Consider the following 25,396-nt stretch of genomic DNA (forward strand, 5'->3'; position numbering starts at 1 on the left):
ACTTATCCGATCTTTTTAGCGCCGGCAGCACGGCCAGCTTCGCTGGTGGACATTACGCCGGAAACCAGAACCGAGTGAACGTCGGCGCTGAACGAGCGGATGTCTTCCATTGCGGTTTTGTTACGACGAACCAACCAGTTGTAACCCAGAACGGCAGGAACAGCGACCAGCAGACCGAAAGCGGTCATGATCAGTGCTTCACCAACTGGACCTGCAACTTTGTCGATCGATGCGTTACCGGTCATGCCGATAGCGGTCAGTGCGTTGTAGATACCCCAAACGGTACCGAACAGACCGATAAACGGTGCGGTCGAACCAACGGTTGCCAGGAACGACAGGCCATCTTGCAGACGCGATTGCACTTTGTCCGAAGCGCGCTGGATCGACATCGTCACCCAGGTCGACAGATCGATTTGTTCCAGCAGGGCGCCGTCATGGTGAGCCGTTGCCTTGGTGCCCGATTCAGCGATGAAGCGGAATGGCGAACCTTCTTCCAGGGTTGCCGAACCAGCAGCGATCGAAGGAGCTTTCCAGAATTTGGCAGCGGCTTCTTTAGCTTGCTTGAAGATCTTCATTTGATCGATCAGCTTGGTGATGATGATGTACCAGGTACCGATCGACATGATGACCATGATGATCAGGGTGGCGCGTGGCACGAAGCCGCCGTCCCACACTGCTTGCAGGCCGAACGGGTTGTGCACTTCTTCGGTTTTGGCTGGAGCTGCTGCATCAGCGGCTGGAGTTGCTGCTGCGTCTGCTGCTGGAGCGGCTGCATCTGCAGCAACTGGTGCTGGTGCAGCGTCTGCCGCAGGAGCCGAAGCGGCAGCCGATGCTGGCGCGTCAGCGAATGCCGGAGCTGCTACCAGAGCGGTAGTGGCGGTAACGGACAACAGAACCGCGGCAAAAAATGCGGACAAACGGGTATTCTTAAACATGCTTCCTCCAAAATTAAAAATAACAGATCGCTGAACGTAATGACAACGAAATCATAGTGTGAGACAGGGGATAACTGTCTCGGGTTTTAATCCAGCGACCAAACGTATTGCATTTGCTGCCAGCCTTGTTCCGGCTTGCCGTCAACTGTTGCCGGCTTAAATGTACAGCGGCTGATACCTTGCACCGCGGCTTTGTCCAGGTCTCTGAAGCCGCTGGACTTCACGATCTTCGAATCAGCGACCTTGCCGTCTACACCGATCAGGAACGACAGTGTCACCACACCGGTTTCCTCGTTGCGCTGCGACGACTTTGGATAAGCCGGTTTTTCGCAGACACTGAAGTCAACCACGGCCGGTGTACGCACCGATTTGGCTGGTCCAGGAGTTGGCGCAGGCTGTGCAGGCGGCGATGGCGGCGTCAATACATTCGTGGCTGGTTTCACGGTCGTCGCATTTGCAATCACGTTCTGCTGTGGCGGCGGCTGCTGCACGTTCACCTCGACTGGCGGAATGAATGGCGGCGGTGGCGCTTTCATTTCTGGCGGCGGTGGTGGCGGTGGAAGATCCTTCGGTGGAGGCGGTTTGACTTCCTCGATAATCTTGGTTTCAACCGGTTCCATCATTTTGGTGACTAACCGCTTGCCCAAGCCCGTCACGATCCCGTAAGCCGCGAGAACGTGCAGCAGGACAACGATAGTGATGCCTGTGTAGTTCTTGGGACTTTTCTCGTTCGAAAAATTCATGCCTGCTTTCTCCAAATACCATCTCTTGTCTTGCAACTGAACCCCAAAATGACGACACAAAGCTCCAGCCGTATCCGGGACGTCGCCGAATTATACATACGAATTCTTTATTTTACACAGATTTTTAACGCCTAAAACCGGTTAAATTTTTGGCGCTTTTGCGCCCTGAAAACGTACTTGCTTATGTCATCTTTGCACGCTTTCGGACAGAAAAAAAGGCGGTCTTATCGGTTTTTTACAGCCGTTTTGGGCGACCGCTGCTAAGTTCTCCGATGTGCCTATCTGGCGGAATTATATTTCGTGATATTCAATATGGAAACTGCTAAATTTGGAGAAAAATCTTTCTTTTGGGAAATGTTTTAGCTCGGAACCAGACCACTTAGCGACACGCGCGCACCAAACGGGTGCGGAACGGACTTTATCCAGGTCAAAAAAGGCGCTCCCGACGGCTGTTTCGACGCCGCCAGGCCATACGGAATTCCTATACAGGCATAGGAAGCGCTTATATTCTTGCCATTGATTATTATCAACAAATCATTTCATGGCCGGACAACCGGGTCATCGCGCCGGTTACGTTTTTCCCGTCGGCAATTCAATGTGCCCAGGACAACCCCTTGCGGGTCGACCGTATCGAGGTGCACATCGAAGCCCCACAGCCGCGCCACGTGCTTGAGCACCTCGGCCGCCTGCTGGTTCAGGGGACGGCGCTGGAACTGCGTGTGGCGCAGGGTCAGGGCGCGGTCGTCGCGCGTATTGACGGACCAGACCTGGATGTTCGGCTCGCGGTTGCCCAGGTTGTACTGCTCCGCCAGTTGCTGGCGCACGTAGCGGTAGCCGGCATCGTCGTGGATGGCGGAAATGGCCAGCTTTTCATTCTTGTCATCGTCGAGCACGGCAAAGAAATGGAATTCGCGGATCAGCCGCGGCGACAGATACTGGGCGATGAAGCTTTCATCCTTGAAATTGCGCATGGCAAAGTCCAGGCTCTTGCGCCAGTCGCTGCCGGCCATGTCGGGGAACCAGGCGCGGTCCTCGTCCGTCGGGTGCTCGCAGATGCGGCGGATGTCGCTCATCATGGCAAAACCCAGCGCATACGGGTTGATGCCGCTGTAGTACGGGCTGTCGATGGGCGGCTGGTAGACGACGTTGGTATGGCTTTTCAGAAATTCCATCATGAAGCCGTCGCCCACCACGCCTTCGTCATACAGCTGGTTCAATATCGTGTAGTGCCAGAAGGTGGCCCAGCCTTCGTTCATGACCTGGGTTTGCCGCTGCGGGTAGAAATACTGGGAAATTTTGCGCACGATGCGCACCATCTCGCGCTGCCACGGTTCCAGCAGCGGCGCGTACTTCTCTATGAAGTACAGCAGGTTTTCCTCGGGTTCGGGCGGAAAGCGGGGCGCGGCCTTGCGCTGCTCGTCCTCTTCCTCGTCTTCGTCGCGCCGGGGCAGGGTGCGCCACAGCTGGTTGATCTGCGACTGCACATAGGCTTCGCGCTCTTTCTGGCGCGCATATTCCTTCGCCATCGACAGCTTGGCCGGGCGCTTGTAGCGGTCCACGCCATAGTTCTGGATGGCGTGGCACGAGTCGAGCAGCAGTTCCACGGCGTCGACGCCATGGCGCTGTTCGCACTCGGCAATGTAATTCTTGGCAAACACCATATAGTCGATGATGGCGTCCGCATCCGTCCAGGCGCGGAACAGGTAATTGCCCTTGAAGAAGGAGTTATGGCCGTAGGCCGCATGCGCGATCACCAGCGATTGCATGGTCAGGCTGTTTTCCTCCATTAAATAGGCGATGCACGGGTTCGAGTTGATGACGATCTCGTAGGCCAGGCCCATCTGGCCCCGCTTGTAGCTTTTCTCGGTAGACAGAAAGTGCTTGCCGAACGACCAGTGGTTGTACGAGACGGGCATGCCCACCGAGGTGTAGGCATCCATCATCTGCTCGGCCGTGATGATTTCCAGCTGGTTCGGATAGGTGTCGAGGCCAAACTGTTTCGCCACCCGGCGGATTTCCTCGTGGATTTGCTCGATCAGCTCGAACGTCCATTCCGACTGCTCGGGCAGGGCGTTCGGGTGGCGCAGGCGTTCGAACGGCTCGCCCGGGGTGTTGCTGGCGCGGTCAAAGGCTGCACTCATCATTTCACCTGTTTCTTGAACAGTTCGCGGAAGACCGGATAGATATCGGCCGGCGTGACGATCTTTTGCATGGCGAAATGGGCGTGGTGGTCGAGCACGCCCGCGTATTGCTCCCACAGGTTTTGCTGCGGGCCGTCGGTGATCTCGACATAGGTGTAGTACTGCACTTTGGGCATGATGGTGTTGATCAGCAACTGGCGGCACAGCACGGAATCGTTGTCCCAGTTGTCGCCGTCGGAGGCCTGCGCCACATAGCTGTTCCATTGCCCGGCGCCATAGCGTTCGTCGATGATGGTGTTGAGCAAGTGCAGCGCCGAGGACACGACGGTGCCGCCGGACTCGCGCGAATTGAAGAATTCATGCTCGTCCACTTCGGCCGCCGCCGTATGGTGGCGGATGAAAACGACCTCGATCTTGTCGTAGGCGCGCTTGAGGAACAGATACAAGAGGATGAAGAAGCGCTTGGCCGTGTCCTTGCGCGATTCGTCCATGGAACCGGAGACGTCCATGATGCAGAACATGACGGCCTGCGTCATCGGCTTGGGCACCTTGATGCGGTTGCTGTAGCGCAAGTCGAACGGGTCGATGAAGGGAATGGCCAGCAGGCGTGTGTGCAGGTGGTGGATCAGGCGGCGCAGTTCCGTGACGAGCGGGTCGCTGTCGGGCGCGCCTTCGTGCAGCAGCGCCGCCAGGTCTTCCTCGGCTTGCGCCAGCTGCTTGCGGGCGCCGCCGCCGACGGCGATGCGCCGCCCCAGTGCGCCGCGCAGGGAGCGCAGCACGTGGATGTTCGATGGCGTGCCCGACATATTGTAGCCGGCGCGCTGGTTCTTGAATTCCGTGGTGGCCGTCAGCTGGGTTTTCACCATGTGCGGCAACTCGAGGTCTTCGAAGAAATAATTCATGAATTCTTCGCGCGACAATTCAAAGATGAAATCGTCTTCCGTCGTCTCGTCGCTATTGCCCGCCTTGCCACGCCCGCCGCCACCGCCGCCTTTCGGCCGGGCGATCTGGTCGCCTTTCAGGTATTCCTTGTTGCCGGGATTGACCACTTCCCACACGCCGCCATGCGCGTGGCCGAACGACGGTTCGCCCACGTCCTTGACGGGGATGCTGACCTTCTCGCCATTCTCGACGTCCGTGATCGAGCGCCCCTTGATGGCGCGCCCCACGGCATCCTTGATCTGGCCCTTGTAACGCCGCAGGAAACGCTCGCGGTTGACGGCGGATTTATTCTTGCTTTGCAAGCGCCTGTCGATGAGGTATGTCAAAGGGTGCCTCCTTGCCTCTCGTCTTGCGCGCCCCCCCAGTTGCCGGGCGGGAGCGCGCCTCCGCTGTCCGCGCTAGGATGACTTGCGTACGCGCAAGTACCATTCGCATAACAGGCGTACCTGCTTGGCCGTATAGCCTTTTTCCACCATGCGGGCCACGAAGTCGGCGTGCTTGTTGGCATCGTCGGCGCTGGCCTTGGCATTGAAGGAAATCACGGGCAGCAATTCCTCCGTATTCGAGAACATTTTCTTTTCAATTACGGTGCGGAACTTTTCATAACTGGTCCAGGCGGGATTCTTGCCGCCGTTCGAGGCCCGTGCGCGCAAGCCGAAATTGACGATTTCATTGCGGAAATCCTTCGGATTGGAAATGCCCGCCGGTTTCTCGATCTTTTCCAGCTCATTGTTCAGCGATTCGCGGTCAAAACTTTCGCCCGTGTCCGGATCGCGGTATTCCTGGTCCTGTATCCAGAAATCGGCAAACGTCACATAGCGGTCGAAAATGTTTTGCCCGTATTCCGAATAGCTTTCCAGGTAAGCCGTCTGGATCTCCTTGCCGATGAATTCCACATAGCGCTGCGCCAGGTGCTCCTTGATATACGAGAAGTAGCGCTGCTCGAGTTCCGGCGCGAACTGCTCGCGCTCGACCTGCTGCTCCAGTACATATAATAGATGCACGGGATTGGCGGCCACTTCGGAATTGTCAAAGTTGAACACTTTCGACAGGATCTTGAAGGCAAAGCGCGTCGACAGCCCGTTCATGCCTTCGTCCACGCCCGCGTAATCGACGTATTCGTGCATGGACTTGGCTTTCGGGTCCGTATCCTTGAGGTTTTCGCCATCGTAGACGAGCATCTTCGAAAAGATGCTCGAGTTTTCCGGGTCTTTCAGGCGCGACAGGATGGCGAACTGCGCCATCATGCGCAGGGTGCCCGGTGCGCACGGGGCCTTGACCAGCGAGGAATTGGCCACCAGCTTGTCGTAGATCTTGATTTCGTCGGACACGCGCAGGCAGTACGGCACCTTGACTATATAGATACGGTCAAGGAAGGCCTCGTTGTTGCGGTTGTTTTTGAAGGTCTTCCATTCCGACTCGTTCGAGTGGGCCAGGATGATGCCGTCAAACGGAATCGCGCCAAAACCTTCCGTGCCCTTGTAATTGCCTTCCTGCGTGGCCGTCAGCAGGGGGTGCAAGACCTTGATGGGCGCCTTGAACATTTCCACGAATTCCATCAAGCCCTGGTTGGCCAGGCACAGGCCGCCCGAATAGCTGTAGGCGTCCGGGTCGTCCTGCGCATAGTCTTCCAGCTTGCGGATGTCGACCTTGCCCACCAGCGAGGAAATATCCTGGTTGTTCTCGTCGCCCGGCTCCGTTTTCGAGATGGCGATCTGTTTCAGCACGGACGGATAGCGCTTGACGACGCGGAACTGGTTGATGTCGCCATTGAATTCATGCAGGCGTTTCACGGCCCACGGGCTGGGGATGTTGCGCAGGTAGCGGCGCGGGATGCCGTAATCCTCTTCCAGGATGGTGCCGTCCTCTTCCTCGTTGAACAGGCCCAGCGGCGATTCGTTGACGGGCGAGCCTTTCAGGCAATAGAAGGGTACGTGTTCCATCAGCGACTTGAGTTTTTCCGCGATGGACGACTTGCCGCCGCCGACAGGCCCCAGCAGATACAGGATCTGCTTGCGTTCTTCCAGCCCTTGCGCCGCGTGGCGGAAATACGAGACGACTTGCTCGATGACTTCCTCGGTGCCGTAGAACTCGCGGAAGGCGGGGTAGATCTTGATCACCTTGTTGGCGAAGATGCGCGACAAGCGCGTGTCGTTGCGCGTGTCGACCAGCTGCGGCTCGCCGATGGCGGCCAGCATGCGTTCGGGCGCGCTGGCGTACGTCAGCTTGTCCTTCTTGCACAGGGCCAGGTATTCGGTGAGCGACATTTCCTCTTCGCGGGTGCGCTCGTAGCGTGCTGCATAGTTATCAAAAATGGTCATGTCAATGTCCTTTAATGTAAACCTGAACTGCCAGTCACCATGGCCGCCCGCCTGGCACTCGCCTGGGCTTGCCGTCTGAATTTTTTCTGTACCCCGTACCGATTTTTATTGTTGTTTCAAGCCCGGCTGTCTTTGCGAGTCCGGATTGCCCGGACCAAAAAACTGGCGCTTGATGCCGTGTGCTGACGTGGCCAGCCGGCTTTTTTTCACTGTTGATAGCGCTTGTTGCACCTACCATTACCCCATGAAATTAATTATTGCTCTAAAGGATCAGGAAGTCAAAAGATATGTCAGCATATCCTTAATACTTGTTTGTAAATTGTTGATTTAATTGGATAAATCATCAAATTTTCCAGCGGTTTCAATGAACTTTTGTATCCCTTTTAAACCATCATACGACAATTCGCCAGCGCGTGCCGATGCCGGCCACGGCGGCCGGGCGCCGGTGAGGCTGGCCATCTTGCGCTAAGATGCCTGCATGTCTGATGGCCCTGCGCGCCGCGCGTGCGCGTGCGCGAGCCAGCATTTTTATCGTCACCCTATAAGGACCACCCATGATGAACCCCCAATTGCGCGCGATCGTCCGCGGCATGCCGAAGGCCGAACTGCATATCCATATCGAAGGCTCGCTGGAGCCAGAACTGATTTTCGCACTGGCAGCGCGCAATGGCGTGCCGCTTGGCTATGAATCGGTGGAACACTTGCGCAGCGCCTATGCTTTTACGGATTTACAATCTTTTCTCGACATTTATTACGCTGGCGCAAGCGTGCTCTTGAAAGAGCAGGATTTCTACGACATGACGCAAGCCTACCTGCAGCGCGCCGAAGCCGATAACGTCTTGCACACGGAAATCTTCTTCGACCCGCAAACCCACACGGCGCGCGGCGTGGCCATGGCCGACGTGATCAACGGCATCCACCGCGCCTGCCAGGACAGCCCCGTCAGCGCGACCCTGATCCTGTGCTTCCTGCGCCACCTGAGCGAGGAAGAAGCGTTCGAGACGCTGGAAGACGCTTTGCCGCACCGCGACAAATTCATCGGCATCGGCCTCGACTCGTCGGAAGTGGGCAACCCGCCCGAGAAATTCTCGCGCGTGTACACCCGTTGCCGCGAACTGGGCTTGCACCTGGTGGCCCACGCTGGCGAGGAAGGCCCGCCAGCCTACATCCGCACGGCGCTCGACGACTTGCAGGTCGAACGCATCGACCATGGCGTGCGCTGCCTGGAAGACGCGGAGCTGACGGCCCGCCTGGCGCGCGAACAGATCGCCCTGACGGTGTGCCCGCTGTCGAACACCAAGCTGCGCGTGTTCGACCAGATGCATGACCATAACCTGGTGCAACTGCTCGACGCCGGCCTGCTGGTGACGGTGAACTCGGACGATCCCGCGTATTTCGGCGGCTACATGAACGATAACTTCGACGCCATCTTCGACGCGCTGCCGCTGGGCCTGTCCCACGCACAACGCCTGGCGCGCAACGGTTTCATCGCCGCCTTCCTGCCGCAGGCGCAGAAAGACGCGTTTCTCGCCACCGTCGACGCGTATTTCGCGCAGCACGCCGCCGCCCACGGCATCGCGCAATAAATCTACCGGAAGACCCGCCGCCCATGTTCCGCCTCTCCCTGAAAATGACCGGCCGCGACTGGCGCGCCGGGCAACTGCGTTTCCTGCTCGTCGCGCTGATCGTCGCCGTGGCGGCCCTGTCGGCCGTGGGCTTCTTCGTTGACCGCCTGCGCGCGGGCCTGAACCGCGACGCGCACCAGCTGCTGGGGGCCGACCTGGTCATCAGCGCCGACCAGCCCGTCAATGCGGCCTGGCGCGCCGAAGCGCTCAAGCGCGGTTTCATTTTGGCCGACACGGTGACGTTTCCCAGCATGGCGCAGGCGGGCGAGGGCGAGCAATCGCTGTCGCAACTGGCGTCCATCAAGGCCGTCTCGCCCGGCTACCCGCAGCGGGGCAAGCTGAAAATCACGACCACATTGAGCGAAGCACAGGATGCCGTCGGGCGGCCCACGGACCAGGTGCCGGCGCCCGGCACCCTGTGGGTCGATGCGGCGATTCTGTCCAGCCTGAACGCCAAGCTGGGCGACACACTCACCTTGGGCGACAAGGCATTTACCGTCACGCAACTGATCGCCAGCGAGCCGGACCGCGGCGCGTCTTTCCTGAACTTCGCGCCCCGCGTGATGCTGCCCTTGGGCGATCTGGCCGCCACGGCGCTGGTGCAGAACGGCTCGCGCGTATCGTACCGCTTGCTGCTGTCGGCGCCGCCCGCCAAGGCGGCCGAGCTTGCGCAATATCAAGCCTGGCTGGAAAGCCAGATCAAGACGCAGGCGATCAAGGGCGTGCGCATCGAGTCGCTGGAATCGGGCAGCCCGCAAATGCAATCGACCCTGGACCGCGCCGACCGTTTTCTTTCCCTCGTCGGCTTGCTGTCGGCCATGCTGGCGGCTGTCGCCGTGGCGATGGCCGCGCGCCGCTTCATGCTGCGCCACCTGGACGCCTGCGCCATGCTGCGCTGCCTGGGCTTGACGCAAAACCAGGTCACGGCCATGTACGTGATTGAATTCCTGCTCGTCGGCCTGGCCGGCAGCGTCGTTGGCGTGATGGTGGGTTTCGGCGGCCACCTGGTGCTGCTGGAGCTGTTGGGCAAGCTGGTGCAAAGCGACTTGCCGCCCGTGTCCATGCTGCCCGCCCTGCAAGGCGTGGCCACCGGCATGTTGTTGCTGCTGGGCTTTGCCTTGCCACCGATTTTGCAGTTGCGCAATGTGCCGCACAACCGCGTGATCCGCCGCGAACAGGAGCCGCCGCAGGCGCTGGCGCTGGCCACGTATGGCCTCGGCATCGCCGCCTTCGTCGTGCTGCTCTTGTGGCAGGCGGGCGACGTGAAACTGGCGCTGCTGACGGCGGCCGGTTTCCTCGGCGGCTTCGCCCTGTTCGGCCTGGCCGGCTGGCTGGGCATCCGCTCGCTGAAAACCTTGCGCGGGGCCTTCAATCACCAGGGCTGGCGTTTTGCCGTCACATCCCTGCAGCGCCGGCCGGGCGCCACCGTCATCCAGGTGGTGTCGCTGGCCCTGGGCCTGATGGCCTTGCTGCTGCTGACGGTGGTGCGCGGCGACCTGATGGTGGCCTGGCGCAACGCCACGCCGCCCGATGCGCCGAACCGTTTCATGATCAATATCCTGCCGGAACAAAAAGACCCGATTGCCGCGCGCCTGGCCAAAGCCGGCGTGGCCAACGCGCCTTTGTATCCGATGATACGCGGGCGCCTGGTGGCCGTGAACGGCAATACCATCACGGAAACCACCTACGAGGATGACCGCGCCAAGGGCCTGGCCGACCGCGAATTCAACCTGTCGACGATGGCCACCATGCAGGAAGAAAACAAGCTGGTCGCCGGCAAGTGGTTCGCCAATACGCCAGGCGCGCCGGCCGAAGCGTCGGTGGAAGAGGGCATCGCCAAGACCCTGAAGCTGAAACTGGGCGACAAGCTGCGCTTCGACATCGCCGGCCAGCCCGTCGAAGCGGCCATTACCAGTTTGCGCAAGCTGGAATGGGGTTCGATGCGCGTCAATTTCTTTGTCATCATCAATCCGGCCGCCATGGCGGACACGCCGCAGACGTGGATCACGGCCTTTCACCTGCCGCCCGCGCAGGCGGACTTGGGCAACGCCTTGCTGCGCGATTATCCGAACCTGACGGTGGTCGACGTGGGCGGCGTGCTGAAACAGATACAGGGCGTGCTGGACCAGGTGGTGACGGCCGTCGAATTCCTGTTTGCCTTCACTTTGGCCTCGGGCTTGCTGGTGCTGTATGCGGCCCTGATGGGCTCGCAGGACGAGCGCACGCGCGAAGCGGGGCTGCTGCGCGCCCTGGGCGCCACGCGGCGCCAGCTGGCGCAGGCGCAGCTGATCGAGTTTTCACTTGTCGGCGCGCTGGCCGGCTTGCTGGCGGCATCGGGCGCGGCCGCCATGGGCTGGGCTCTGGCGACATACCAGTTCAAGTTCGCCTGGAGTTTCGCGCCCGGCGTATGGGCCTTCGGCCTCTTGGCCGGCGCCCTGTGCGCGATCGCCGGCGGCTGGCTGGGCTTGCGCAATGTTTTAAAACATCCGCCGCTGCAAACCTTGCGCGAAGGCTAAACCTGAACGCTGTCGTCCGCCTGCGCGCGTAAAAACTGCGCGTAGGACATGACCGGTTGGCCCAGCTGGTGTGGCGGCACGTCGAACAGGGCCCAGAAATACGTCACGCGGCCCAGGCAGATGGTGGGCGCGGCGCAATAGCGGAACCAGTTCTCGCCGATGTGCGCCGCATACATGCCGTCGCTGTCGGCGTCCGAAAAATAGGGAATCACGCGCATTTCCAGCAAGGCCAGCAGCAGGGATTCGGGCGCGTCGCTGTCGCGCGCCATTTCGTACTGCGTGTGCAGGCTGCGTTCCGTCTCGATGATCATCAGCCTGGCCTGGCCGTCGCGCGTGAAAAACAGGATGCCGCTGGGATTGGGAAAAATATAGTATTCGACAAAACCATGGCGCCGGCACAGCTCGTGCACGACGGCGGCCAGCGCTTCGTCTTGCAGGAAACTGTAGTCGTGCAGCATCAGCAGGTCGCGCACGGTGTCCGATTGCTGCAGGAAAAATTCGCGCTGCAGGGCATGGACTTCCTGTTCCAGGATGTCGAGCGCATCGTCGTCGCTCTTCTTGATGTAGCGGTCGATCAGGCCCCGGTTGAAGGCCGTCACGGCCACCTTTTCATCGGCCGCGCCCGTAAATAAAATCTTCTTGCACGGCAAGTCGCGCACGGCCTGGCAAAATTCCAGGCCATTCATCTGCGGCATCGAATAATCGACCACCAGCACGGAGGGCACGGCAAAGCGCTGCGCCTGGCCGCTGATGCGCCAGATACGCTCGATGTCGAGCGCCACGTTGCACTGGTCGGGCGGCAGGTTTTGCGTGTCGAAATTGACGTGCAGCGGCGTTTCGCCCGGTTGCGCGCTCTGGCGTAGCCAGTGCAGGGCGCTGCTGGTGTCGTGGAAGGTCTTGCGCGCCAGACCGGGATCGAGCTGGAACGCCAGGCTTTTCAGGAAGGAATCGCTGTCGTCGATCAATACGGTCAGGGTCGGATGGGTGTAGACGGGCAGTTGCATGCGTCACCTTGCGGGGAAAGAGGATTGGAAGCGGGCCGGCATGGGCTGGGGAAACTCCAGGATAAAAATCGCATACGCGTGCTCGCGCGACACGCAGCGGATGCGCGCCTGCCAGGCCGTGACGATCTGCTGGCACAGGGCCAGGCCGATGCCGCTGCCGTTATGTACGGGATAGGAGTAAAAACGCTCGAAGATCAGCGGCAGGCGATTCTTCGCGATGCCGCAGCCCGTGTCGATGAACAGCAGCCTGGGCACGGGACGGGCGCCGTCGATGACGATGCGCACTCGTCCCTTGCCGGCCCGCTGGATGGCTTTCAGCGCGTTTCTCAGCAGGTTCAGCAGGATTACCACGCACAGTTCGTCCTGTCCCGCGAACTGGAAGTCGGCGCGCACGTCAACCTTGACGCTGCCGCGCTGGCTGTTGCCGGTAAATGGGTAGCGCTTGAGCACGGAATTCACCATTGCCAGCATCGATAGTGCCTGGCTGGGCTGGAGGTTGCGGTTCACGGCACTGGCGCTCATCAGGAACAAATCGATCATGTGCTGCATGTGGCGCACTTCGAACTGGATGCGTGTTAGTGCTTCCTGCAGCGGGGGCATGTCGTCCACCTGGCCGGCCAGCTGCGGCAGCAGCCGGCGCATGCCCCGCACATTGGCTTCCACGCTGGTCAGCGGCGTGCGCAGCTCGTGCGCCACGGAACCGAGTCCGGCCGCCAGGCCTGCCAGCCGTTCCCGTTCCAGCACCTTGCTGCCCACTTTCACCACGGACAGCGCGGCAATGGTAAACCAGTGCACGGGCAGTTGCTGCAGCACTTCACGCTGCAGCAGGAAGCCGCCTTCCCCTTGCAGGATGACGGCGAGGCAGGCGGCGCTGGTGCCGATCAGGTAGGCGCGGCAAGCCAGTTTCGTTTCGAAATGAAACAGCACGACCAGGCCGATCAGCAGCGATTCGCTCCAGATGGACGAAGCATGGTTCATCACAAACATGAAGGTAAAGAAGAAGGGCAGGATGTAGCTGAGCGCGAACAGCAGGTAGCGCGACAGCCAGCGGGCCGAGAAGCGGCGGGCAAACAGGCCGGCCACGCAGATGCCCACGCCCGTCAGGCGCAAGGTCAGGTTTTCATAGGCTTGCGGAAAAAAGTAATGCCACAGCAAATAGTACAGCGGCATCGCCACCGTGCCCACGGCGGCCAGCATGGCGACCCTGCCAGCCAGGTTTTCATGCGGCATGCGCTCATGCAGCAGCGAATGGAGCAGGCGCCTGCGCCAGTATGTCCATCGTGCTTGCAATTGCTGCGTCATGACTCTGCCTTGATTCTCTTCAGAACATTATCATCGCGTAAATTTTCCTGGTTGAACGGTTATCTCGCCGGACATTGATATACGTCAATGGATGGGTTGGCGAGACGGTCAAGGCTTTAATCCGCAGCAAACATTTCCCTAGGAGAAAACTCATGACCATCGCTACCAGCTTGCCCATCCCGTCGTTCGCCCGTGCCGAACACTGCCTGCCAGACTACATCGTGCGGCGCATGGATGCGCATCACATCACGCGCATCGAAAAATTGCTGGGCGGCCAGCATCCCCACGCCTGGCAACCGACACCGGCCCATGCCATTTTTCTGGCCGGCAACGACTACCTGTCCATCGCCGCGGAGCCGGCGCTGGTGGCGGCCCAGGTGGCATCCTTGCAGGCGCATGCGGGCGGCATGCTGATGTCGGCCGTGTACTTGCAGGAAGGCAGCGAACAGCACCGGCTGGAAAGCCGGCTGGCCCGTTTCATGGGCTGCGAGGACGGCATCCTGGCGCAGTCCGGCATGGCGGCCAACGTGGGCTTGATCCAGTGTATCGCCAGCCCCGGCATTCCCGTTTATCTCGACATGCAGGCCCACGCCTCGCTGTGGGAAGGCGTGCTGTCGGCGCAGGCCCAGGCCGTGCCTTTCCTGCACAACGACATGACCCACCTGCGGCGGCAAGTGGAAAAGCATGGCCGCGGCGTGATCGTCGTCGACGCCCTGTACAGCACCAACGGCAGTCTGGCGCCGCTGCTGGAATTGCTCGAAATCGCCGAGCGCAGCGACTGCGTGGTGGTGGTCGACGAGTCGCACTCGCTGGGCACGCATGGCCCGCAGGGCGCCGGTCTGGTGGAAGCGTGGGGCCTGGGCCACCGCGTGCATTTCCGCACGGCGTCGCTGGCCAAGGCCTTCGCGGGCCGGGCCGGCTTCATCAGCTGTTCCAGCCGCTTCAAGGGCTATTTTTTGTCCGAATCACGGCCCGCCATCTTCAGTTCCTGCCTGCTGGCGCATGAGCTGGCGTGGCTGGGCGCGGCGCTCGATTTCATCATGGCTGCCGACGGACGGCGCGCCACCTTGCGGCGCCATACGCTGCAGGTGCGCGAAGGCTTGCGCGAACTGGGCTACAACGTCAGCGATGGCACGGAGCAGATCGTGGCGCTGGAGGCGGGCGGCGAACCTGCCACCCTGGCCCTGCGCCAGGCGCTGGAACGGCAAGGTATTTTCGGCGCCATGTTTTGCGCCCCGGCAACGGCGAAGAACCGCGCCCTCGTGCGCCTGACCCTGAACGCGGGACTCGACGAGGCGGCCATCGACCGGGTGCTGGTGGGCTGCGCCGCCATTCGCGCCGAAGCGGGCGTGGAACAGTGGCAGTCGACGCGGCGCCTGCGCAAGCTGGCGCTCGTGTAAGCGGCAGGCAGGCTGGCAGCGTCAGCCGGCCAGCTTGCCGAGGATGGCCGACAGCGCCGCCAGTTGTTCCGCCGGCGCGTCGTGCAGCAATTCGCGTCCCACCGCCTGCGCCGTGGCGCTGGCATGTTCCAGCAATGCCAGGCCGGCGGCCGTCAGCACGGCATAGCCGACGCGCGCGTCGCGCGCATCGGCCTGGCGCGCCACCAGGCCAATCTTTTCCAGCGGCATCAGGGAGCGCGTGACGCCAGAGGCCGTCAATGCCAGGCGCTCGGCCAGGTCGATGCGGCGCAGGCGCGCACCGGGGGCGCGCTGCAGCTGGTACAGCAATTGATAGTCGCTGAAGCTCAGGCCATGCAAATTGCCCAGGGTACTGTCGAAGCGGCGCACGATGAGCGCCTGGGCGCGCGCCAGGCGCAGGCAAAAGTCCAGCGCGCCATCGCCGTCCGGCGAGAGGGGAGTGTGATCGTTCATGCCATCCTTTGTTTTACTGCGAAGTGCTTGAGTATGCAAGTGTAATGCACCGCAGCTCAATACAGTGGCAGACCCTGTTCCAGCCAGTGCGCGCGGTGCAGATCCAGCAGGGCGCCCAGTTCGGCGTCCGCATCGAAGGCGGGATCGTCGGGAAGCTTGAGCGTATCGATGACCGTGCAGGAAAAGGCCGCCGCGCCGTCGCGCCGCCAGTCCGCCTGCAGCGCCGCATTGCGGTGCTTGCCCAGGTTCAGTTCGAAGCGGTGCCGGTTCAGCATGCCGGGCGCGTTGCGGCTGCTTTCAAGCAAGGCGCGCCCGCTGGGCAAGTGCTGCAGGGCGATGATGCCCAGCGGCGGCGGCTGTTGCCGGTAAGCAGCTTTCAGGGCAGCTTGCTGTGTTTTATCCATAGTAAAACTTTCTCAAGGTTGAATGACGCAATCGGCTTCCCCGATGCGGGGGATGCCGGTCAGCAGGGCGGCGGCCACGGCGGCCGCCAGCAGCAGGGCGCCGCCGCCGCAGAACAGCTCGCCCACGGTGACGTGGCGCAGCAGCGCGCCCGTGGCGGCCGCCGACAGCGGCGCCAGGCCCAGGAAGATGCCCATGAACAGCGCCATCGCCCGGCCCAGCATGGCGGGCGCCACGCGCCGCTGTATCCACGTAAAGATGGCCACCTGCAAGTAACCGCCCAGCAGCCCCGTCACGGCCAGCAGGGCCGCGCCTTGCCAGGCCGTGTCGACTTGTCCCAGCCCCATCAGCAGCAGGCCGACGACCGCATCGACCAGCAGCAGGGTGGCGCCGAAGCGGCGCCGCAGCCAGGCGCCGCCCAGGCTGGACGCCAGCATGCCGGCCAGGGTGCCGGCGCCATGCGCGCCCATCAGCAAACCGAGTGCCGCGGCGCCGTGCAGGCGCTCGCCGGCCAGCACGGGCAAGGCCACTTGCAGCGGACCCATGACGAAGAACGCCACCACGGCCCAGTAGGCATAGCAGCTGCGCAAGGGAAGGTCGCGCCAGACCATGGCCAGGCCCGCCGCCATGTCGCGCCACATGCCCTGCGCCGTGGCCGCTGCCAGTGGCCGCAGCTTGACTTGCCGCAAGGTCCAGGCGGAAAACAGAAACGTCAGCGCATCGATGGCAAAGGCGGCAGCCAGCGCCGCCATAGCGGTTTTCTGCCCGCCCCCGTGGGCGCCGAGCACGAGCGCCGCCAGCAGGGGGCCGGCCAGCAGGGACAACTGGCGCGCACCCATCTGCAAGCCATTGGCGCTCTGCAACGATGGCGGCGGCACGGCTTGCGGCAGGATGGCCGTGCCGGCGGGAATGGCGAAGGCGGACGCGATGCCGAGCGCCAGCGCGGCCGCATACGCGAGCGCCAGGCTGGCCTGGTCCAGCACCAGCAGGCCGGCCAGCGCCAGCAGGATGGCGGCGTTCGCATATTTACTCAGCTGCAGCACGCGCCGGGGCGAGTAGCGGTCGGCGATGGCGCCACCGAACAAGATGAGCACGGCGCGCGGCGCGCCCATCAGGGCCACGGCGATGCCCAGGCTGAGGCTATCGTTCGTCAGGCTCAGCACCAGCCAGGGCAGGGCCAGCATGCTGAACTGGTCGCCCAGCATGGACACGAGGCCGCCGCCCAGCAGCCAGCGGAAATTGGTATTGCGTAGCAAATGCGATTCTGCGGTGGTCGACATGGTGGTTTTGTCCGTGTTTAAAGATTGCATGGTAGTTGATATAAACTTGAGTAGTCAAGCATATTGCTTTTTATTGTGGCAGAGGTACCGGCGCCGCATGGGCCGCCGGCGCTTGCGCTATCATGGCGGCCATGACTGATACCACTGCCCCTACCCTGTACGAGACCATCGGCGGCGCCCCCGTGCTGCGCGAAATGGTCGACCGTTTTTATGACTTGATGGAGCTCGAAGCCGAGTTCGCCGGCATCCGCGTCATGCATCCACCGTCGACGGACGGTTCGCGTGACAAGCTGTATTTCTTCCTGACGGGCTGGATGGGCGGACCGGACTTGTATATCGAAAAATTCGGCCACCCGCGCCTGCGCGCCCGTCACTTGCCCTACGCCATCGGCACCAGCGAGCGCGACCAGTGGCTGCGCGCCATGGCCTGGGCCATGGAAGACACGGGCATCGAAGAATCCTTGCGCGTGCGCCTGATGGAATCGTTCTATCAGACGGCCGACTGGATGCGCAACAAACCTGACTGACAGCCATGAGCCCTATCGAGTTTTACAGCCTGCTGGGCGCCGCCATCGTCGCCATCGTTTTATTGCTATTGATCTTGCTGCGCCCCCGTGGCGCGGCCGGCGATGGCGCCACCACCCTGGCCCTGGTGCAGCAGCACCAGCAGCAAAGCCTGGAGCGCATCGACCGGGTCGAGCGCGAAGTGCGGCTGCAACTGCAGGCGTCGGCGCAAGCGGCACGGCAAGACCTGGCCACCAGCCTGGCGCAATTCCAGGCGGCGACCCTGCAACAGCTCGACAGCCTGCGCACGCAGATGCAGGCGCAGGGGAAAGTCGGGCGCGAGGAACAGGCGCAAAGCCTGGCGCGCTTTGCCGACAGCACCAACCAGACGCTGGCGCAGCTGACGGAATCGAATGCGCAGCGCATGCTGGAAGTGCGCGCCACCCTGGAAAACAAGATCCGCGACTTGCAGGCCGACAATGGCGCGCGCCTGGAAGAGATGCGCAAGACGGTCGACGAGAAACTGCACGCCACCCTGGAAACGCGCCTCAGTGCATCGTTCCAGCAAGTGTCGGAGCGGCTGGAAAAAGTCCACCAGGGCCTCGGCGAGATGCAGCAGCTGGCGCTGGGCGTGGGCGATCTGAAGCGGGTGCTCACCAATGTGAAGACGCGGGGCACCTGGGGCGAGGTGCAGCTGGAAATGCTGCTGGAGCAGGTACTTACTGTCGACCAGTACGCGAAGAACGTGGAAACGGTGCCGGGCAGCGGCGCGCGCGTGGAATTCGCCCTGAAGCTGCCGGGCATGCTTGATGGCGGGCCGCCCGTGTGGATGCCGATCGATGCGAAGTTCCCCAAGGAACAGTACGAGCGCCTGGTCGAAGCGGCCGAGCGGGCCGATGCCGAGGGCGTGGCCCTGGCCGGACGCGAGCTGGAACGGGCCGTGCGGGGCGAGGCGAAAACCATCGCCGAAAAATACCTGGCGCCGCCGCAAACGACGGATTTCGCCATCCTGTTCCTGCCCACGGAAGGCTTGTATGCGGAAGTGCTGCGCCGTCCGGGCCTGGCCGACGAATTGCAGCGCGTGCACCGGGTCAGCATCGCCGGGCCCTCTACCCTGACTGCCTTGCTCAACAGCCTGCAGATGGGTTTTCGCACCCTGGCGCTGGAAAAACGCTCGTCGGAAGTGTGGCAAGTGCTGGGCGCCGTCAAGACGGAGTTTGGCAAGTTCGGCGACGTGCTGTCGCAAACCCGCCTGACCCTGGAAAAGGCGGCGAAGAATATCGAAAGCGCGGAAGTGCGCAGCCGGCAGATGGCGCGCAAATTGAAATCCGTGGAAGCCTTGCCGGGCGAGGCGGCCGCCTTGCTGCTGGGTAAGGCGGACGCTGGGCTGTCCGCCGAGGCCGACGGCGAATAGCGCCGCCCGCGTTCAGGCCGCTGCCGCCGGCCGGCGGCGCAGCGTAGCGCCGGCCAGCAGCGCCAGTCCCGCCAGCAGCATGGCCCAGGTGTGCGGTTCCGGCACGGCCGGCAGGACGGACAGGTCGGTGGGCGGCAGCGAGGGCAGGATGACGGTGGGGACGAATGGCTCGGCGATGATGCTGCTGCCGCGTGGTGGCTGACCACCGCCTATGCTCGACGGCAGCAGCGTGTCGTTGCCGGTGCGCACGACATCGAAGACCAGCAGGGGCAGGCTGGCCATCACGGCCGGCGGCACGCCCGTGAACGAACCGCCATGCGCGCCGGCGGGATGCTCGATGACGGGCACGCCCGCCGTGGCAGGCGTTGCCGCAGGTGCGGCGGCCACCGGCGTTGCGCCGCCTGGCGCAGCTCCGCCAGGGGCAGCACCGGCGCCGCGCGGCCCGGCCGCCGCCTGCGTGATGCGGCTGACATTGCGGCACACTGTGGGCACGAGGATGCAGGCGCCCTGCACGCAGTACACGAGTCCCCGTTCCTGCATCTGCTCGCTCCAGCCTGCACGCGTGACATTGCGACAAACGCGGCCCGGCCCGAAATGCATGTCGCTGATGCGTGCATCGTAATTGCCCTTGCCGCGGATGGCGTCGCGGCTGATCACGACGATTTCATCATACTGGCGCGCGCGCATGCGCGCCTTCAATTGCTCGCGCACCTGCGGCGCGATGTCCGGGTAGCGGTCCACGGCGGCCACGACATCCCCCATGAACGGGTCGACGCCCGGGCGATTCCAGCTGCAGTGTTCCAGCACATCGGCCCGTGGGGCCCCTTTTGCATCAGCGGGCAGCGGCGCCAGCGACAGCATGCCGAGCAGACAAGCCGCTCCCAGCATGCCGGCGCCCGCGATCCATGAACGGTGTCTCATTATTAGTTTCCTCGTGAAAACAATATCAAAATTGAATTTTATGCGAGATCGGATGTTATCACCGAAGAAACTCTCATATCAACAAATAAATAAAATTATTACAATTTGTGTTGTGTTTGTTGATATGTTATTTAAAGAAATAATTAGTATTTTTATCTCGATAGGCGAGCAGTTGCCGCATGGGGAAATTGATTGCGAAGGGGCAATGCAAACGGCCCGCGCAAGGCGGGCCGTTTGGAGGGCGGAGGGTTTTGAGGGATGCGCCGCTGGCAGGCGGCGGTGCAACGATGGGTGTTAGATGCGGCCTGGGCAGGCTTGCGTATCGAAGGCGGGATAGCCGATGGCGGGCAGCTTGTGCAGCCACGTGCGCATCAAGGTGCGCGCGCCTTGCGCATCGTCCTGCCGTCCTTGCTGCAAGTCGGCGGCGAGCGTATCGAGCTCCGCGCAGATGGATTGCTTGCCGGCCTGGGCCGCCAGCAGGGAGGCCAGCAGTTCCGGCAGCACGGCCGCCGCCGGCGCCGCCTGGCGCGTGGCGCGGTAGTGCTGCCAGTAGCGCTCGGCGGCATCGCCGTCAAAGCTGGGGACGAAGCCGAACGTGGCGTCATCGTGGTGCAAACGGTACACGGTGGGAAAGTAATGCGGCCCCGTCAGTTCGCCAGGAAAGCGGTCGCGCCGCTGGACGTCGATGGCCAGCGATCCGTTGCGCTCCACGCGCACGGGACTGGGCGAGTCGTACTGGTCCACGCTGACCATGGAGAGTGCGTTGCCCTGCATGAAGATAATCTTTTGCGTGTAGTGGCGCCCGCCCAAGTGGCCGCACACGGCCACGAAGCGGTCGTTGATGGCGGTGACGGCCGCAACGACGCCGCAATCGGGGCGCAAGGGCGTGTTTTCCTGCCACACGAGCGCCTGGTCGCTGGTGCGCACGATGCTGACGCGGCCCGCGGTTGCGCCGTGCAAGTCACCGCTTGCTTCCTCGATGCGCTCGTCGAAGCGCACCGTGTAGCCATTGCTGTGGACTTCGCCGGCGTACGCCGTCATGCCCTGCAGCAGGGCCAGTGTCAGTATCAGTTTCATATCAGTCCATGGAATAGTACGATATCGACCAGGTCGCCGGCGGCCACATGGCCTTGCGCTTCGTGCAGTACGATAATGCAATTGGCTTGCGTCATGGAGTGCAGGATGCCCGAGCCTTGCGCCCCCGTCAAGCGTACGTGCTGGCGTCCGTCCTGGCCCCGTTCGACGATGCCGCGCTGGTATTCCGTGCGGCCCCGTTTCTTGCGGATCGCCGCTTGCGCCGCCACCTGCAGCAGCGCCAGGGCGGCCGTGTCCGCATCGGCGCCCATCAGGCGTAGCAGGGTGGGGCGGGCGAGGAAATAAAACGCCGCCATCACGGCCACGGGGTTGCCGGGCAGGCCCAGCAGCAAAGCCGTGTCGCCCTCGCTGGCAATCCGGCCAAAGGCCATGGGGCGGCCCGGACGCATGTTGATTTGCCAGAAGGCCACTTCACCGAGGCGCGCCAGGATCTCGCGCGTAAAATCGGCCGCGCCGCTGGACACGCCGCCCGAGGTGACGATGACGTCGGCCGAGGCACAGGCGCCGCGCAGGGCTACTTCCAGCGCCTGCGGATTGTCCTTGACGATGCCCATGTCGAGCACCTCGCAGCCGAGGCGGGTCAGCATGCCCAGCAGGGTGTAGCGGTTGCTGTCGTAGATGCAGCCGGCATCCAGCGGCTCGCCGATCGAGCGCAATTCGTCGCCGGTGGAAAAGAAGGCCACGCGCAGGCGGCGGCGCACGGGTACCGTGGCGATGCCCAGCGAGGCGAGCAAACCCAGTTCGGCCGGCCCGAGTGTCTTGCCTTGCAGCAGCGCAGGTTGGCCCTGCATCAAGTCTTCGCCCTTGAAACGGCGGTTGTCGCCGGGGCGGATGCAGTCGGGCGCCACGGTAATGCTGCTTGCGCTGGCTTGCTGTACCAGTTCCTGCGGCACCACGCTGTCGCAGCCGTCCGGCATGACGGCGCCCGTCATGATGCGCGCGCATTGTCCGCGCTGTACGGTGACCGTACCCGGGCGGCCGGCCAGGATGGTATCGACCACGGCCAGGGTCACGGGCGTGTCGCCACCGAGGTCGTCGCCATGCAGCGCATAGCCATCCATGGCGGAATTGTCGTGCGCGGGCACGCTGATGGGCGAGACGATGTCGGCCGCCAGGATGCGCTCGAACGCTTGCGGCAGCGGCAATTCCTCGATCTCGGCGACGGGCGCGACCGTGTCGGCCAGGATGGCTTGCGCCATCGGCACGGACAAGCCCTGCGCCTGCAGGGCGGCCAGCTCGTCCGGGGTATTGATGTTGCCGAACGCGCTATTGTTCTCGAACAGTACTTCGGCCAGCTTCAGGGGGCCGTGCCAGGTGCGCATGCGGCGTTCCCCACCGCGCAGATAAGCGTCTAACTGGGGCAGGGCGGCAGTCTTGACGAGACAGAAGACGGGGTGCGGGCGGCGCACAGTCTGACCCGTCGCCGCATCGATTTCCTCGGTGACGGCGATGGCCAGGTCGGCATTGTTTTGCATCAAGCCAGCGGCCAGGCGCGCCGCCAGGTCGGGCGGCAGCAAGGGAGAGTCGCAGGGCACGGTCAGCAGGTAGGGCGTGCCGGCGTGCCGCATGCCGCTGTGCAAACCCGCCAGGGGACCCAGCTGGCCCGGCAGAGAGTCCGGCCACACGGGCAGACCGAAGCTTGCGTAATCGCCGGCGTCCGCGTGGACGCTGATGGCCAGCTGGCCCACTTGCGGCGCCAGGCGCTGCAGCACGTGGCGGGCCAGGGGCTGGCCATGCAGAGGCAGCATGCCCTTGTCGCGCTGGCCCATGCGCGTGCCGAGGCCGCCGGCCAGGATCAGGCCGGTAATGTCGTGTTTGTTGATCATGTCAGGTAGGAAGTGGGTGCATGCGCCATGGTAGCAGTGGCGGGCCTGCGCCGCGCCCGATTCAGCCACCGATGTACGACATTTCCACTTTCTTTTTACCGTGCTCAAGCGCGCCGCCCGTCAAATCCGTCTGGCTGGTGCGCAATTGCGAATAGCGGTCGCCGCGGCCGCGCCACAGCTGCGCCACGGCCGAGGAAATTTCCGCGTCGCTGCGGCCGCCGCGCAGCAGGCTGCGCAAGTCGTGGCCGCTGCTGGCGAACAAACACGTGTACAGCTTGCCCTCGGTCGAGAGGCGGGCGCGGCTGCAGTCGGCGCAGAACGCTTGCGTGACGCTGGAAATGAGGCCGATTTCGCCGCCGCCATCCGCATAGCGCCAGCGCGCCGCCGTCTCGCCCGTGTAGTTCGGGTCGATGGGCAGCAAGGGCATGTGCGCGGCGATGCGCCGCACGACTTCGGCGGACGGGATGACTTCCTGCAAGTTCCAGCCGTTCGAGGCGCCCACGTCCATGTATTCGATGAAGCGCAGGATGTAGGGCGTATCCTTGAAGTGGCGCGCCATGGGCACGATTTCCTGCTCGTTCATGCCGGCCTTGACGACCATGTTGATCTTGATGGGGCCCAGGCCGGCGGCGTGCGCCGCATCGATGCCGTGCAGCACGTCGGCGACGGCGAAATCCACATCGTTCATGCGCTTGAAGGTGGCGTCGTCGAGCGAGTCGAGCGACACGGTGACCCGGTTCAGGCCCGCATCCTTGAGCGCCTGCGCTTTCCTTGCCAGCAAGGAGCCGTTGGTCGTCAGGGTCAGGTCCAGCGGCTGGCCCGACGGCGTGCGCAGGGCGGCCAGCATGGCGATGAGCTTTTCGATATTCTTGCGTAGCAGCGGTTCGCCGCCCGTCAGGCGGATCTTTTCCACGCCGTGCGCGACGAACAGGCGCGCGACGCGCGTGATTTCCTCGAACGACAGCAAATCCGTGTGCGGCAGGTACACGTGGTTCTTGTCGAACACGTCTTTCGGCATGCAATACACGCAACGGAAATTGCAGCGGTCGGTAATCGAGATGCGCAAGTCGTGCAGGGGCCGGCCCAGGCTGTCGGCCACGTTGCCGCTCGGGCTTTCCAGCTGCGCGGGGATCACCAAAGCCCCATTGCGGGCCTCGGCGAGGTAGATAATCTTGTCAGCCATGAAAGGTGATACCACTTACGTTAAATCGGTCAAGGCAGATACGATAGCACGAGGCCGAAGATGGCACAGGCGAGCAGCAATTTGATGGTGCCAACTTGAAACCGGATCAGCGCCACGCCGGCCGCCAGCGCGATGAATATCGCCAGCCAGTCCCAGTGCGGCAGCGGGTTTGCTTGCCAGAAGACGTGGCGGCCAAAGAACAGAGCCAGGCTGGCGATGACGCCGACCACGGCCGCCGAAATGGCCGTCAGGGGCGCGCTCAGGCGCAGATTGCCGCGAGACGCTTCCACCAGCGGCGCACCGGCCAGGATGAAGATGAACGAGGGCAAAAAAGTAAACCAGCTGGCGACGAGCGCGCCGCATACGCCGGCCAGCCACAGGTGCTCGCCCGTGATGCCTGCGGCATGGCTCCAGCCGCCGACAAAGCCGATGAAGGCGACGATCATGATCAGGGGGCCGGGCGTCGTTTCGCCCAGCGCCAGGCCATCCATCATTTGCGCGCTGCTGATCCAGTGGTAGTGGTCGGCGGCGCCCTGCACCAGGTAGGGCAGCACGGCATACGCGCCGCCGAACGTCAGCAGGGCGGCCTTGCTGAAAAACACGCCCATCTGCGCCAGCGGCTGGTCCGCACCGCCTGCCAGCGCCAGGCTCAGCCAGGCGAAGAAGGCCAGCGCCAGACCCAGCGCGCAGGTGATCAGCAAGCGTGGCCAGCGGAAGCGCGCATGCTCCGGCGTGGGCGTGTCGTCATCGATCAGGGCGGCGCCGTAGCGGGCCGCGCCGCCGTGCCCCGTGGCGCCGGCATGGAATTGGGTCGGGAGCCAGCGCCCGCCCGCCATGCCCAGTAGGGCGGCGGCGAGCACGATCAGCGGAAATGGCAGATGTAGCGCGGCGATGGCGACAAATGCGGCCGCCGCGATGGCGATCAGGCCGGGGCTGCGCAAGGTGCGCCGGCCCAGGCGCCAGGCGGCCGCCAGCACGATGGCGACGACGGCCGGCTTGATGCCGTACAGAACGCCGGCGATGGCGGCCACGTGGCCATACGCCATGTACAGCCAGGACAGGACGATCAGCACCCCCAGCGAGGGCAGCAAAAACAGCAGGCCCGCCACCAGGGCGCCGCGCGTGCGGTGCATCAGCCAGCCGATGTAGATGGCCAGCTGGGTCGCTTCCGGCCCCGGCAGCAGCATGCAGTAATTCAGGGCGTGGAGGAAGCGCTGCTCGGAAATCCAGAGCCGCTTTTCCACCAGTTCCGCATGCATCATGGCGATTTGCCCGGCCGGACCGCCAAAGCTGACGCAGCCCAGCTTGAGCCAGTACCAGAAGGCGCTGCGCAGGCTGACGGGGGAAGGAGTGGCGTGCTCGTGCATGGCG

General features: G+C 63.0%; 21 protein-coding genes. 5 read left to right on the forward strand and 16 right to left on the reverse strand.

Going from position 1 to position 25,396, the window contains the following annotated elements; genetic code table 11:
• Positions 1–2: 2 nt before the first annotated feature.
• The 6 genes from HWE17_RS05000 to HWE17_RS28590 form a co-directional block, all read right to left on the reverse strand.
• Positions 3–935, reverse strand: a complete 933-nt coding sequence (locus tag HWE17_RS05000; protein WP_200880281.1) for a MotA/TolQ/ExbB proton channel family protein — start codon at positions 933–935, stop codon at positions 3–5.
• 86 nt (positions 936–1,021) lie between these two features.
• Positions 1,022–1,678 carry an energy transducer TonB gene (locus HWE17_RS05005; protein WP_035821463.1) on the reverse strand — a complete coding sequence of 219 codons (657 nt, stop codon included), beginning with the start codon at positions 1,676–1,678 and terminating at the stop codon, positions 1,022–1,024.
• Positions 1,679–2,217: 539 nt separating this feature from the next.
• Positions 2,218–3,819 carry a SpoVR family protein gene (locus tag HWE17_RS05010; RefSeq protein WP_099402964.1) on the reverse strand — a complete coding sequence of 534 codons (1,602 nt, stop codon included), beginning with the start codon at positions 3,817–3,819 and terminating at the stop codon, positions 2,218–2,220.
• Positions 3,819–5,087: a YeaH/YhbH family protein gene (locus HWE17_RS05015; RefSeq protein WP_035821458.1), complete on the reverse strand. Its 1,269-nt coding sequence runs from the start codon at positions 5,085–5,087 to the stop codon at positions 3,819–3,821. The genes HWE17_RS05010 and HWE17_RS05015 overlap by 1 nt, the downstream gene beginning before the upstream one ends.
• 72 nt (positions 5,088–5,159) lie before the next feature.
• The gene (locus tag HWE17_RS05020) at positions 5,160–7,082 is read right to left on the reverse strand and encodes a PrkA family serine protein kinase (RefSeq protein WP_099402965.1); all 1,923 of its coding nucleotides are present in this window, start codon (positions 7,080–7,082) and stop codon (positions 5,160–5,162) included.
• A gap of 327 nt (positions 7,083–7,409) precedes the next feature.
• Positions 7,410–7,541, reverse strand: coding sequence for a hypothetical protein (locus HWE17_RS28590; RefSeq protein WP_255206117.1), 132 nt, complete (start codon positions 7,539–7,541; stop codon positions 7,410–7,412).
• Positions 7,542–7,636: 95 nt separating this feature from the next.
• Here HWE17_RS28590 and HWE17_RS05025 point away from each other — a divergent pair, with 95 nt between their 5' ends.
• Both HWE17_RS05025 and HWE17_RS05030 read left to right on the forward strand, forming a co-directional pair.
• Complete coding sequence (locus tag HWE17_RS05025; RefSeq protein WP_176388011.1) at positions 7,637–8,668, forward strand: adenosine deaminase; 1,032 nt, start codon at positions 7,637–7,639, stop codon at positions 8,666–8,668.
• 23 nt (positions 8,669–8,691) lie between these two features.
• Positions 8,692–11,223 carry an ABC transporter permease gene (locus HWE17_RS05030; RefSeq protein WP_176388012.1) on the forward strand — a complete coding sequence of 844 codons (2,532 nt, stop codon included), beginning with the start codon at positions 8,692–8,694 and terminating at the stop codon, positions 11,221–11,223.
• Here the strand turns inward: HWE17_RS05030 and HWE17_RS05035 are convergent.
• Together HWE17_RS05035 and HWE17_RS05040 are read right to left on the reverse strand one after the other, a co-directional pair.
• On the reverse strand, positions 11,220–12,227 hold the full coding sequence (locus tag HWE17_RS05035) for a response regulator (protein WP_099402968.1): 1,008 nt from the start codon (positions 12,225–12,227) through the stop codon (positions 11,220–11,222). The genes HWE17_RS05030 and HWE17_RS05035 overlap by 4 nt on opposite strands.
• A 3-nt stretch (positions 12,228–12,230) precedes the next feature.
• Positions 12,231–13,529 carry a sensor histidine kinase gene (locus tag HWE17_RS05040; protein ID WP_176388013.1) on the reverse strand — a complete coding sequence of 433 codons (1,299 nt, stop codon included), beginning with the start codon at positions 13,527–13,529 and terminating at the stop codon, positions 12,231–12,233.
• 152 nt (positions 13,530–13,681) lie between these two features.
• On the opposite strand from HWE17_RS05040, the gene cqsA reads away from it, so the two are divergent.
• Positions 13,682–14,929 (forward strand): alpha-hydroxyketone-type quorum-sensing autoinducer synthase, encoded by a 1,248-nt coding sequence (gene cqsA / locus HWE17_RS05045; protein ID WP_176388014.1) that lies wholly within the window; start codon positions 13,682–13,684, stop codon positions 14,927–14,929.
• Positions 14,930–14,950: 21 nt separating this feature from the next.
• Here cqsA and HWE17_RS05050 read toward each other — a convergent pair whose 3' ends face one another.
• The 3 genes from HWE17_RS05050 to HWE17_RS05060 are packed head-to-tail and all read right to left on the reverse strand — an operon-like array spanning position 14,951 to position 17,082.
• Positions 14,951–15,400, reverse strand: coding sequence for a MarR family winged helix-turn-helix transcriptional regulator (locus HWE17_RS05050; RefSeq protein WP_099402971.1), 450 nt, complete (start codon positions 15,398–15,400; stop codon positions 14,951–14,953).
• Positions 15,401–15,456: 56 nt separating this feature from the next.
• Positions 15,457–15,804 carry a GIY-YIG nuclease family protein gene (locus HWE17_RS05055; RefSeq protein ID WP_099402972.1) on the reverse strand — a complete coding sequence of 116 codons (348 nt, stop codon included), beginning with the start codon at positions 15,802–15,804 and terminating at the stop codon, positions 15,457–15,459.
• A gap of 12 nt (positions 15,805–15,816) precedes the next feature.
• Positions 15,817–17,082, reverse strand: a complete 1,266-nt coding sequence (locus tag HWE17_RS05060; RefSeq protein ID WP_176388015.1) for an MFS transporter — start codon at positions 17,080–17,082, stop codon at positions 15,817–15,819.
• Positions 17,083–17,213: 131 nt separating this feature from the next.
• Between HWE17_RS05060 and HWE17_RS05065 the strand changes: the two genes are divergently transcribed.
• Complete coding sequence (locus tag HWE17_RS05065) at positions 17,214–17,609, forward strand: group II truncated hemoglobin (protein WP_034785429.1); 396 nt, start codon at positions 17,214–17,216, stop codon at positions 17,607–17,609.
• Between the two features lie 5 nt (positions 17,610–17,614).
• Positions 17,615–19,000, forward strand: coding sequence for a DNA recombination protein RmuC (gene rmuC / locus HWE17_RS05070; RefSeq protein WP_176388016.1), 1,386 nt, complete (start codon positions 17,615–17,617; stop codon positions 18,998–19,000).
• Between the two features lie 12 nt (positions 19,001–19,012).
• Here the strand turns inward: rmuC and HWE17_RS28495 are convergent, their stop codons facing one another.
• The 5 genes from HWE17_RS28495 to chrA form a co-directional block, all read right to left on the reverse strand.
• Entirely contained in the window at positions 19,013–19,921 is a 909-nt protein-coding gene (locus HWE17_RS28495; RefSeq protein ID WP_217916696.1) for an MHFG family PEP-CTERM protein, read from the reverse strand.
• A 294-nt stretch (positions 19,922–20,215) separates the two neighbouring features.
• Complete coding sequence (locus HWE17_RS05080; RefSeq protein WP_176388017.1) at positions 20,216–20,998, reverse strand: hypothetical protein; 783 nt, start codon at positions 20,996–20,998, stop codon at positions 20,216–20,218.
• Entirely contained in the window at positions 20,995–22,842 is a 1,848-nt protein-coding gene (glp, locus tag HWE17_RS05085; protein WP_176388018.1) for a gephyrin-like molybdotransferase Glp, read from the reverse strand. The genes HWE17_RS05080 and glp overlap by 4 nt, the downstream gene beginning before the upstream one ends.
• A 61-nt stretch (positions 22,843–22,903) precedes the next feature.
• Positions 22,904–24,025, reverse strand: a complete 1,122-nt coding sequence (gene moaA, locus HWE17_RS05090; RefSeq protein WP_176388019.1) for a GTP 3',8-cyclase MoaA — start codon at positions 24,023–24,025, stop codon at positions 22,904–22,906.
• Between the two features lie 29 nt (positions 24,026–24,054).
• Complete coding sequence (gene chrA / locus HWE17_RS05095; protein ID WP_176388020.1) at positions 24,055–25,392, reverse strand: chromate efflux transporter; 1,338 nt, start codon at positions 25,390–25,392, stop codon at positions 24,055–24,057.
• Positions 25,393–25,396: the final 4 nt, after the last annotated feature.

Source organism: Janthinobacterium sp. BJB401, assembly GCF_013372745.1.
Lineage (GTDB): Bacteria > Pseudomonadota > Gammaproteobacteria > Burkholderiales > Burkholderiaceae_D > Janthinobacterium > Janthinobacterium rivuli.

Coding starts and splice junctions, on each gene's coding strand:
- HWE17_RS05000 (WP_200880281.1), bottom strand. CDS start 935: ATGTTTAAGAATACCCGTTTGTCCGCATTTTTTGCCGCGGTTCTGTTG.
- HWE17_RS05005 (WP_035821463.1), bottom strand. CDS start 1,678: ATGAATTTTTCGAACGAGAAAAGTCCCAAGAACTACACAGGCATCACT.
- HWE17_RS05010 (WP_099402964.1), bottom strand. CDS start 3,819: ATGAGTGCAGCCTTTGACCGCGCCAGCAACACCCCGGGCGAGCCGTTC.
- HWE17_RS05020 (WP_099402965.1), bottom strand. CDS start 7,082: ATGACCATTTTTGATAACTATGCAGCACGCTACGAGCGCACCCGCGAA.
- HWE17_RS28590 (WP_255206117.1), bottom strand. CDS start 7,541: ATGGCCAGCCTCACCGGCGCCCGGCCGCCGTGGCCGGCATCGGCACGC.
- HWE17_RS05025 (WP_176388011.1), top strand. CDS start 7,637: ATGATGAACCCCCAATTGCGCGCGATCGTCCGCGGCATGCCGAAGGCC.
- HWE17_RS05030 (WP_176388012.1), top strand. CDS start 8,692: ATGTTCCGCCTCTCCCTGAAAATGACCGGCCGCGACTGGCGCGCCGGG.
- HWE17_RS05035 (WP_099402968.1), bottom strand. CDS start 12,227: ATGCAACTGCCCGTCTACACCCATCCGACCCTGACCGTATTGATCGAC.
- HWE17_RS05040 (WP_176388013.1), bottom strand. CDS start 13,529: ATGACGCAGCAATTGCAAGCACGATGGACATACTGGCGCAGGCGCCTG.
- cqsA (WP_176388014.1), top strand. CDS start 13,682: ATGACCATCGCTACCAGCTTGCCCATCCCGTCGTTCGCCCGTGCCGAA.
- HWE17_RS05050 (WP_099402971.1), bottom strand. CDS start 15,400: ATGAACGATCACACTCCCCTCTCGCCGGACGGCGATGGCGCGCTGGAC.
- HWE17_RS05055 (WP_099402972.1), bottom strand. CDS start 15,804: ATGGATAAAACACAGCAAGCTGCCCTGAAAGCTGCTTACCGGCAACAG.
- HWE17_RS05060 (WP_176388015.1), bottom strand. CDS start 17,082: ATGTCGACCACCGCAGAATCGCATTTGCTACGCAATACCAATTTCCGC.
- HWE17_RS05065 (WP_034785429.1), top strand. CDS start 17,214: ATGACTGATACCACTGCCCCTACCCTGTACGAGACCATCGGCGGCGCC.
- rmuC (WP_176388016.1), top strand. CDS start 17,615: ATGAGCCCTATCGAGTTTTACAGCCTGCTGGGCGCCGCCATCGTCGCC.
- HWE17_RS28495 (WP_217916696.1), bottom strand. CDS start 19,921: ATGAGACACCGTTCATGGATCGCGGGCGCCGGCATGCTGGGAGCGGCT.
- HWE17_RS05080 (WP_176388017.1), bottom strand. CDS start 20,998: ATGAAACTGATACTGACACTGGCCCTGCTGCAGGGCATGACGGCGTAC.
- glp (WP_176388018.1), bottom strand. CDS start 22,842: ATGATCAACAAACACGACATTACCGGCCTGATCCTGGCCGGCGGCCTC.
- moaA (WP_176388019.1), bottom strand. CDS start 24,025: ATGGCTGACAAGATTATCTACCTCGCCGAGGCCCGCAATGGGGCTTTG.
- chrA (WP_176388020.1), bottom strand. CDS start 25,392: ATGCACGAGCACGCCACTCCTTCCCCCGTCAGCCTGCGCAGCGCCTTC.